We start from the raw sequence: 8,844 nt of genomic DNA, 5'->3' as shown, positions 1-8,844 counted from the left end.
GCGAACAAGAATCAATAAAACAAGGCTTAGAACAACAAAGAAGAGATTATCAACGTTTTCCCCCTGATTATAAAGATGCACCCGACAAGAAATTAACACAAGAACAACTTAAATTATTGGGTTATATAAATCAGTTAGAAGAGAAGTATAAATTATGGGAAAAAACCAAAGAAAAAGCGACAAAAATGCTCTGGTGGGATAATGTAGCCAAAGGTTTAGCAAAGCAAAATAAGCATACACAACAAAGTGATGCGACCACTGAAAACGGTAGCCGCGTCAACTAAACAACCCCAAACTTCATCAACGCCTGCCACCTTAAGTCAATTAGCCGTTTTTCTAATGGTAGGTAAGATTATGCTTGTAACGTTAATGTACTAGAAAATGCATTTATTGTTATTTTAATAAACATGATTGAATTTTATTGATTTCTTTATTTAGTGCATCGATAACTAAGTCAGGATGTGATCGTTGTAAAGTTTTAACGTTTTCAAAACCATCATTTACTGTCGAACCCGTATATTGTTGAGCCTGTTTAATGTTGCTAAATAGATAATGAATATTGTTTTGATGGTGAGTAGCCGTTAAAGTATAACTGACAAAATATTTAGCGTTATAATGATAGTCGGTTATGGCATTGGCAACAACATGATTTCCTTCAACTAGCTTAATCGTTTGCCCCCCATTTATTGTGATCGATTGTTGATTAGGGATGTTGTATGAATACCACCAAGGTGATCCAAAATAACTTTCATTTGTTAGCACAACTGGTCCATTATTGAGTTCTTGTGCAATACACAGCGACAAGGAAGAATGAAGATTTTGGGTTGGTATTGTTTTGCTATATTTATTGAGAATATCATCGCCCGATGCGTTTTGTGATATTTCGACGCCTTGGGTTTGATAAATCGACGCCATTTTGGGCGATGTACAGCCCGTTAGCACAGCAACAAGAGTGAATAAAATTATAAACGCTTTCATGGCTAGCTCCTCATAGGTGTTAAATGGTTTATTGATTAGTTTACTCATATCGATAAACATTAACCATAAATTGATATTTAAAATTGAATGAAAAGAACCAATGTTAAAAATGTGGAAATCAATAACAATTTTAGACGTTATGCGAGTGAGGTAAATAATTACCTCACATCATTAAGATAATATTAAACCTTTTTACCACGAATTTTTCGTGATAATCGTTTAAATCCATGGGTAAATTTTTTAATTGCCATTGCCATAGCCGGAACTTTAATCTTAATATTAAATCGTTCTTGCAGTTCTATGGCATCGTTAGCTTTGGTTAGCCAAATAAACCCTGAATTTGTTAAATCGATAGCTTTAATTTTACCATCTGGCGTTAAAATAAAATTACCGCCATGCACATCGTTAGAGACTAAATTATAATGATGAAGTTTTTCGATACAATTTTTGACTTGTTCGCCATGTAATTTCATTTCGTCCCTTGTTAATGAACGACCTTCGATAAAATTAAAAATCATATAGTGGCGTTTAGTTTTTTTATCGAATGCGACTAAATAAAGCTCATAAGCTATGTCGCATTTATCCTGCGAAATTTTAGCTAATTTGTGGATTAAATTGAAATAAAAATCACCGGTTATTTTGGCAATCAGTCGACGTTCCAAACGATTTTCAACGCCACCATCAATTTTAAAAATAAATTTGCTTTGATTATGATTAATTAAATAAGTATATCTTTCAATACGATCACTAGGATCCAGTAATTCATGGTGACCTTCCTCTGCCAGAAAGTGATCAAACAGTTCAAGATAGTCAATTTCATCATTTTGGACGTAAGCGAACTTCATATCACCACGTTCAGTTTCAATTATATTTGCAAAGTTATTCAAATTACTTGGCTCCAACATACAACAACACAATTGGTTTATCTTAAACACTATCTATCTTAAAGTAAATGAAACGATGATAATTATAACGTTTACATAACCTAATTATAATCATCAAAATTTTGCGCTGATTAAAATGTTTTCTTATAATTGAAAATTATTGATAAATACGTTAACTGCTATTGTTTACTATGCTAAATAAGTCATCAGTTTGGTTTCTCTATATTATTAAAACGGCTAATCAAACATTCTATACCGGTATTACTACAGATATAAGTCGACGTTTACATCAACATCAAACTGGTCAAGGAGCTAAATATTTGAAAGGTCATCAAGATCTTACGCTTGTCTATCAAGTTTATGTTGGGGATAAATCCACAGCTTTAAAGCTTGAGTATCGTATCAAACAACTTTCTAAGACTCATAAAGAAAAACTTATTGCACAATCTCCTAACTTAACAGAATTATTGGCAAGATTCATTGCTAACTAATTTATTTTTAGATGAGTTTATAATTCAAAATGCCGACATCAATGCTAAAGGTAGTGAGTAAATTGCTTTAGTTTGCTGTTCAAATTCCTTGAGTTGTTGATACCAAAAATCAACATCTGTGATCCAAGGAAAAGCAGCAGTAAAAGCTGGGTCTTGCCAACGTGTAATAATCCAAGCCAGATAATGAACCATTCTCATTGCTCTTAATGGCTCAATTAATTTAATTTGTTGACTATCAAAATCGTTAAACTCTTGATACATTTCTATTAACGCATCAAGTTGTAGACGTTGTTCTTGCCGATTACCATTCAGTAACATCCATAAATCTTGAATTGCAGGGCCATTACGTGCATCATCAAAATCGACAAGTATGGCTTGGTCTCGCCATAATATATTACCAATATGACAATCACCATGTAAACGGATGCATTGCCAATCATTATGCCAATGTTGTTCAACGGCTTTAATTAGGTGTGTCAGGTTTGTTCTAAGCGCTGAATGAATATTTTTAGGAATAAACTGACAAGATAAAAGTACCTCTTGAGGCTGATAAAGGTACTCTTCAAGACCGATTGTCGGTCGGTGTATAAAGTTTTTTTGAGCGCCAATTTGATGCATTCGTCCTAATAACAGTGAGACTGACTCCATTTGTTCAATGTTATCAGATTCATATTGTCTGCCGCCTATACTTGGAAAAAGCGAGAACAAATAACCTTGATATTCATGCAGAGTGTTGTTATTGACTATTATAGGCGTAACAACAGGGATTTCAGCATCAAATAATGCTTGGGTAAATTGATGCTCCTCAAGAATTTGCTCTCGATTCCAGCGATGTGGACGGTAAAACTTAGCAACATAACGTATTCGCTCTTCATCCATAAATTGGTAGACACGATTTTCATAGCTATTTAATGCTATTAAACCCGAATCAACACGTATCCCGATAGACAATAAACAATCAAGAATAAATTCAGGGGATAGCGCTTGGAATGAAAAAGCAGGATGATGCATTAATTTTCTCTTTTATTGTTGGTTAAACCATTCGTTTAATTGCCATTTTAATGGTTCAAGACCAATACGTTTTGGTGATGAGAAAGGGGATACTGTAATATCACCTTGAAAAGGTAAGATGGCTTCTTTGACCATATTTACTTGTTTTTTGAGCGCTCCAGACGCCAGCTTATCTGCTTTGGTCAATAACAACATGACGGGAATGTTCACCGATACCGCCCATTCAATCATCTGTTGATCTAAATCTTTTAAAGGATGTCTTATATCCATTAATATCACTAAACCTTTAAGGCTTTCACGTTTTTGTAGGTATTCCCCTAATGACTTCTGCCATTTTCGCTTGATTGTTTCTGGCACTTGCGCATAACCATATCCTGGCAAGTCAACCAACCGACAATTAGGCTCGACTTCAAAAAGATTAATAAGCTGAGTCCGCCCCGGTGTTTTACTGGTTCTGGCCAACCCTTTTTGGTTAGTCAGCGTATTAAGCGCACTCGATTTTCCTGCATTTGAGCGACCGGCAAATGCGACTTCTACACCACCGTCAAAGGGCAAATGTGAAATATCTGGTGCACTTAATATAAATTTAGTTTTTGCATAATTTAATGGTCGAATATCGTACATAAATAAGTATCCTATAAATGCGTAGACAGCATTTAATCGATTAAAATGCTGTTACTGTATAGAAAAACTTAAGCATTGACAACTTTTTCAACGGCTTTTGCAAATCGGTTCATCCCTTCTTGGATTTCATCTTCTGATATAATCAGTGAAGGTGTAAAACGTAATACATTTGAACCGGCATTTAAAATCATTACTTTATATTCTGTTGCGACGTTCAAAAAATCGCGAGCTTTGTCATGAAACTCAGGTTGTAATTCAGCGCCAATAAGTAACCCTTTTCCTCGATATTCTCTAAACACATTGAATTTGTCATTAATTTCTTCCAGTTTAGCAATAAATATTGCTCGACGCTTTTCGATCCCTGAAAGCACGTCTGGTGAATTGATAATATCAAACGCTTCACAGCCTACTGCACAAGCAAGAGGATTACCACCATAAGTGGTACCATGTACACCAACATGCATCACAGAGGATACTTGATCGGTGGTTAACATTGCACTAATCGGGAATCCGCCACCCAATGCTTTAGCGGAGGTTAAAATATCCGGTATCACATTGTATTGTTGATAGGTGTATAAACTGCCTGTTCGTCCCATGCCACATTGAACTTCATCAAATATTAGCAAGGCATTATATTCATCACAAAGCAACCTAACACCATTCAAAAATTCAGGTGTAGCCGATGCTAAGCCGCCTTCCCCTTGTACCGGTTCAAGGACGACCGCACAAGTATGATCATCCATGACCGCTTTAACAGCATTAAGATCATTAAACGGAACATGAACGATATCAGCTGGCTTAGGGCCAAATCCATCGGAATATTTTGCTTGACCCCCAACAGAAACAGTGAAAAAAGTGCGTCCATGAAAAGATTGGTAAAAAGAAATAATTTTAGTTTTATAAGGATGAAAATTTTTTGTGGCATAATAGCGAGCAAGTTTGAACGCTGCTTCATTGGCTTCCGCCCCTGAATTGGCAAAAAATACGCGATCAGCAAAAGTATGGTCAATCAGTTTTTGAGCAAGCATTAATGCCGGTTCATTAGTAAACACATTGCTGACATGCCACAATTTTTGACTTTGTTCTTGTAATGCTTTGATTAATCTTGGGTGGCAATGCCCTAAAGCGTTGACTGCAATGCCACCAGCAAAATCGATGTACTCTACGCCATTTTGATCCCAAATCCGGCTACCTTCACCTTTAACGGGGATAAATTGTGCGGGTGAATAAACGGGTAAAATGACTTTATCAAACAGTTCTCGAGAAACGTTATGTTGCATTGTTACATCCTTACCTATATTGACATGTTGTAATCTATTTTATGCCAAATAGAGGTTTAGTAAAGTAAATAATTATTCATTTAATTTGAATTAAAATTCAGTTTGAAAGTTTTGCGCAGGATAGCGACCGAATAATTTTCTTCTTTTACATAATTGTTTTCAGTTATAATTGGACACTATTTTTAATTGTATTTGGAAAAAGATTAATATGAGCCGCATTATATTTTGCCATTATTTACAAGAAGAATCGGAAGGTTTGGATTTTCAGCTATATCCGGGAGAGCTTGGCAAGCGTATATATAACGAAATTTCAAAACTAGCTTGGCAAGAATGGCTTAAAAAACAAACCATGTTAATCAACGAAAATAAACTCAATATGATGAATCCTGAACATCGAAAAAAAATTGAAGATGAAATGGTTAAATTTTTATTTGATGGTGAAGATATCATTATTGATGGCTATAAACCACAAAATTGAGAAATCACATGAAAAATAACATAAAAATTATTACATTATTTGTTACTGCAAGTTTTTTAGCGGGTTGTCCTAGTAAAAATGCAAATTTCGATAATGAAGATTATTATGTTAAAGATACCAATGCATTTAATATTTTAATCAGCCAATATGCTAATAATATTGAACAAATATGGGGGCCCAAAGAGGTGCTTATTGCGGGACCTAAAGATTATGTTCAATATGAGGATAATTTAGAAACGCGAGTTCATATTAACTTTGTTTCTGGGGTGATTACGATAGAAACATTGTCTGATATGCCCATAATCAGTTTAAAAGATGCTATTGTTTCAACGCTACTAATGCCAGAACCAGATGATATTATTCGTCATGGTAAAATGGGGCAGGATCAGTCACAAGAGCCTTTTTTGTATAATCAGGTGCTTGACCAAGAAATGCAACCTATTCGTTGGAGTGGTAGAGCCAATAACTTTGCTGACTATGTTCTTGCTCATAATATGCAAGTTCGCACATCGGGTTCTCATCAAATTACTTATGTTGAAATTAAACTTGTTCCTAATCATATCAATCAGCGCGCCAGAAAATTTTTACCGTTAGTGATTGAAGCATCAAATCGTTACCTTATAGATGAACGATTAATTTTAGCGATTATGGAAGTTGAATCGGCATTTAACCCCTATGCTGTGAGCCGTAGTGATGCACTTGGATTAATGCAAGTTCAACAACATACTGCTGGACGCGATATTTTTTCATTAAGGGGAAAATCAGGGGAACCTAGCAGGCAATTTTTACTCGATCCTAAAAATAATGTTGATATGGGTACCGCTTATTTATCACTATTAAAAACAAAATATCTAGCTGGGATTAATAATCCTATTTCTTTGAGATACGCAATGATAACATCTTATAATGGTGGTGCAGGTAGTGTACTTCGTACCTTCTCTAGTGATCGTAACGAAGCGATTAACATTATCAATTCTATGACCCCACAGCAAGTATATCGAAAATTGGTTACTTCCCATGTTTCACAAGAGTCTCGCAACTATCTTATCAAAGTCAGTAGTATATTAGACAATAGGTAGGATATAAAATAGTCGTGCCATCATATTATATTGATTTATTTATATTATGATGGTCTTTGTTAAAGAAACAATAGTTATTTAATTAATCCCGATTTGTTAATTTTAAATTTCACTTCTTAAAAAAAGCTTACCGTGAAGGTAATTGAAATTGATAATAATCTGTTTTATTTGCTGTTTAACCGCTTACAACTCTTAGCAAATAAGGAGTTGATGCGGTTTCAACCTAAACTTAGAATAAGTGAAAATAATAGTAAAGTTTTAGCCATTAAATTTTTAGTAAATTTTATCTTTTCTTTATATCGTTTAAGGTCATCAACCTAAATTTAATAACAGAGTTGCAATAAAATGAAAGGAAATTCTAATTCATGAATAAATGTAAACGGTTCCGTATTTTTTCTGATCTGGTAATAGGTTTGTTGATTTTGCTTGGATCAATTTTTGCTTTCGCTAAAACAATGACTAATTTAATCATGCTTAGATCTATTGATGATGAATTAAATACAACAGAAAAATTGAACTCAGGCATCTACCATTCTGGACTCTCCTTACAAAAGTTATTTCTTGCTTCTTTGGGATTTTATAAAGATACAAATTATCCGTTTAAAAATGTCGGATCTCACAATGAGATATATCAGCAACCTAATTTAGATAATCACTGTCAATTAGAAACATTGTTTTTCAGTCATAGCCATTTTGTTACAGCGCTATTTGAAAAGACTGTTACTGTTATAAAAGAACTATTATCAATAGACAATAAATACAGTGTAATCTCGGCTGCTCAATACGGACTTTTCAAAAACAATGTTAATGCGGCATCCTTTCAGATTTTAGGTCAATGTGTTGTGCAAGATAGCAATTTGCTAACTAATTTATTTCAACGAAAAGATAGAGCGTATAAAAAATACACATAAAGATATTAACTTGATGATATCTTGATAGTTTAAGACAAATATTTATTATTTATTGATCGTTTTATTCGATCAATATGTTATGTCAGCTCAAAAAGTCTCAAACTAAAATGTTATTTAAATCATTAATTATTAATTAAATTTTAACTTAAAACGATAATCGGTATAGATGTTAATAAAAGACATTTAACTGAACTAACAATAAATAAAAATAATAGCTATTAAAAGAAAGGAAATAAATTAGATGAAAAAACATAACTGGACCCGACATCCGCTTTGTTTGGGGATAAGTGTTGCTTTTTTACTCGGCTCAAATGGTGTTTATGCCGGTACGGATAACGTGCCCAAATTGAATATTATCCGGGATGAGTTTAATGCAAAAGAAAAGCTTAATTTAAGTATCTATAATCCTAAAGTGAAGTTAACTTCACAAGGATTATTTACAACACCAATGGGGCTTTATGTTTATACCAACTATCCAACCAAAATTGCGGAATACCAAATCACCATTTACCGACAATCTGATTTAGATAACCAATATCCCTTAAAGACTTTCCGTTTTAGTGATATCAGCCCTTATGAAGCGGTATTATGGAATGGCGATACGGATAATGGTGAGCCATTATCGATTGATAGCGAGTATAAAGCGATTTTAACCACCACCAGTTATGACGGTTTGAAAGACAATGTTTATGCGACATTTTTTAAGACATTAGGTTATGGCAGTGCACAAACCGACAGTGATTTTATTTCCTATAGCAAATCTAACCTCCAATCTACCTCGTCGAATTTATTATTTGGCCAATTAAAATCAGACAGCACGATACCGGGCTTTGGTGAAAGCCGAATAAACCATCAGGGCATCGTCACCAGTGCACAAGACCGTAAAGTGGTCATTCAAATGGCGGGANCTGGAAGATAAAAAAGCAGTGATGCTTAATGGTGAACGCTTAGTGGTGGACGACAATGGTCGAGCCATGCGCGAGATAATTTTATCCCCGGGTGAGTATCAGTTTGATTTAAGCTGGCAGGATGAGCAGGGTCAGACCCACACACAGCAGGAAAAGCTGGTGGTGGAGCAGGAAGATGACCTTTTCTATGTGGGCATAGT

Annotated in this window: 10 protein-coding genes; 5 read left to right on the top strand and 5 right to left on the bottom strand. The window is 34.5% G+C overall.

The window, feature by feature from the left end:
* Positions 1-284, top strand: a 284-nt coding sequence (locus tag J3U35_RS03795) for a hypothetical protein (protein ID WP_267359668.1), incomplete at its 5' end; no start/stop codon positions are given.
* Between the two features lie 109 nt (positions 285-393).
* Here the strand turns inward: J3U35_RS03795 and J3U35_RS03790 are convergent.
* Positions 394-978, bottom strand: coding sequence for a hypothetical protein (locus tag J3U35_RS03790; protein ID WP_267351936.1), 585 nt, complete (start codon positions 976-978; stop codon positions 394-396).
* A gap of 182 nt (positions 979-1,160) precedes the next feature.
* Entirely contained in the window at positions 1,161-1,865 is a 705-nt protein-coding gene (locus J3U35_RS03785; protein WP_267351935.1) for a lipopolysaccharide core heptose(II) kinase RfaY, read from the bottom strand.
* 188 nt (positions 1,866-2,053) lie between these two features.
* Between J3U35_RS03785 and J3U35_RS03780 the strand changes: the two genes are divergently transcribed.
* Positions 2,054-2,353 (top strand): GIY-YIG nuclease family protein, encoded by a 300-nt coding sequence (locus tag J3U35_RS03780; protein ID WP_267351934.1) that lies wholly within the window; start codon positions 2,054-2,056, stop codon positions 2,351-2,353.
* Positions 2,354-2,377: 24 nt separating this feature from the next.
* Here the strand turns inward: J3U35_RS03780 and J3U35_RS03775 are convergent, their stop codons facing one another.
* The 3 genes from J3U35_RS03775 to J3U35_RS03765 all read right to left on the bottom strand — a co-directional run bounded on the left by J3U35_RS03775 (position 2,378) and on the right by J3U35_RS03765 (position 5,268).
* Complete coding sequence (locus tag J3U35_RS03775; RefSeq protein ID WP_267359666.1) at positions 2,378-3,364, bottom strand: serine/threonine protein kinase; 987 nt, start codon at positions 3,362-3,364, stop codon at positions 2,378-2,380.
* Between the two features lie 12 nt (positions 3,365-3,376).
* On the bottom strand, positions 3,377-3,988 hold the full coding sequence (yihA, locus tag J3U35_RS03770; protein WP_065559653.1) for a ribosome biogenesis GTP-binding protein YihA/YsxC: 612 nt from the start codon (positions 3,986-3,988) through the stop codon (positions 3,377-3,379).
* 68 nt (positions 3,989-4,056) lie between these two features.
* On the bottom strand, positions 4,057-5,268 hold the full coding sequence (locus tag J3U35_RS03765) for an aspartate aminotransferase family protein (protein WP_267359664.1): 1,212 nt from the start codon (positions 5,266-5,268) through the stop codon (positions 4,057-4,059).
* A gap of 208 nt (positions 5,269-5,476) precedes the next feature.
* Between J3U35_RS03765 and J3U35_RS03760 the strand changes: the two genes are divergently transcribed.
* From J3U35_RS03760 to J3U35_RS03750, 3 genes are all read left to right on the top strand, one after another.
* On the top strand, positions 5,477-5,746 hold the full coding sequence (locus J3U35_RS03760; protein ID WP_065559651.1) for an oxidative damage protection protein: 270 nt from the start codon (positions 5,477-5,479) through the stop codon (positions 5,744-5,746).
* A gap of 8 nt (positions 5,747-5,754) precedes the next feature.
* On the top strand, positions 5,755-6,825 hold the full coding sequence (gene mltC / locus J3U35_RS03755; protein ID WP_267351928.1) for a membrane-bound lytic murein transglycosylase MltC: 1,071 nt from the start codon (positions 5,755-5,757) through the stop codon (positions 6,823-6,825).
* 365 nt (positions 6,826-7,190) lie between these two features.
* Positions 7,191-7,736 carry a hypothetical protein gene (locus tag J3U35_RS03750; protein ID WP_267359662.1) on the top strand — a complete coding sequence of 182 codons (546 nt, stop codon included), beginning with the start codon at positions 7,191-7,193 and terminating at the stop codon, positions 7,734-7,736.
* Positions 7,737-8,844 lie beyond the last annotated feature (1,108 nt).

This window comes from Gilliamella sp. B2717 (genome assembly GCF_026536675.1).
In the GTDB taxonomy this organism is placed as follows: Bacteria; Pseudomonadota; Gammaproteobacteria; order Enterobacterales; family Orbaceae; genus Gilliamella; species Gilliamella apicola_I.
Note: the sequence above shows the minus strand (reverse complement) of the source record. Positions and strands in the feature narration are given on the sequence as shown.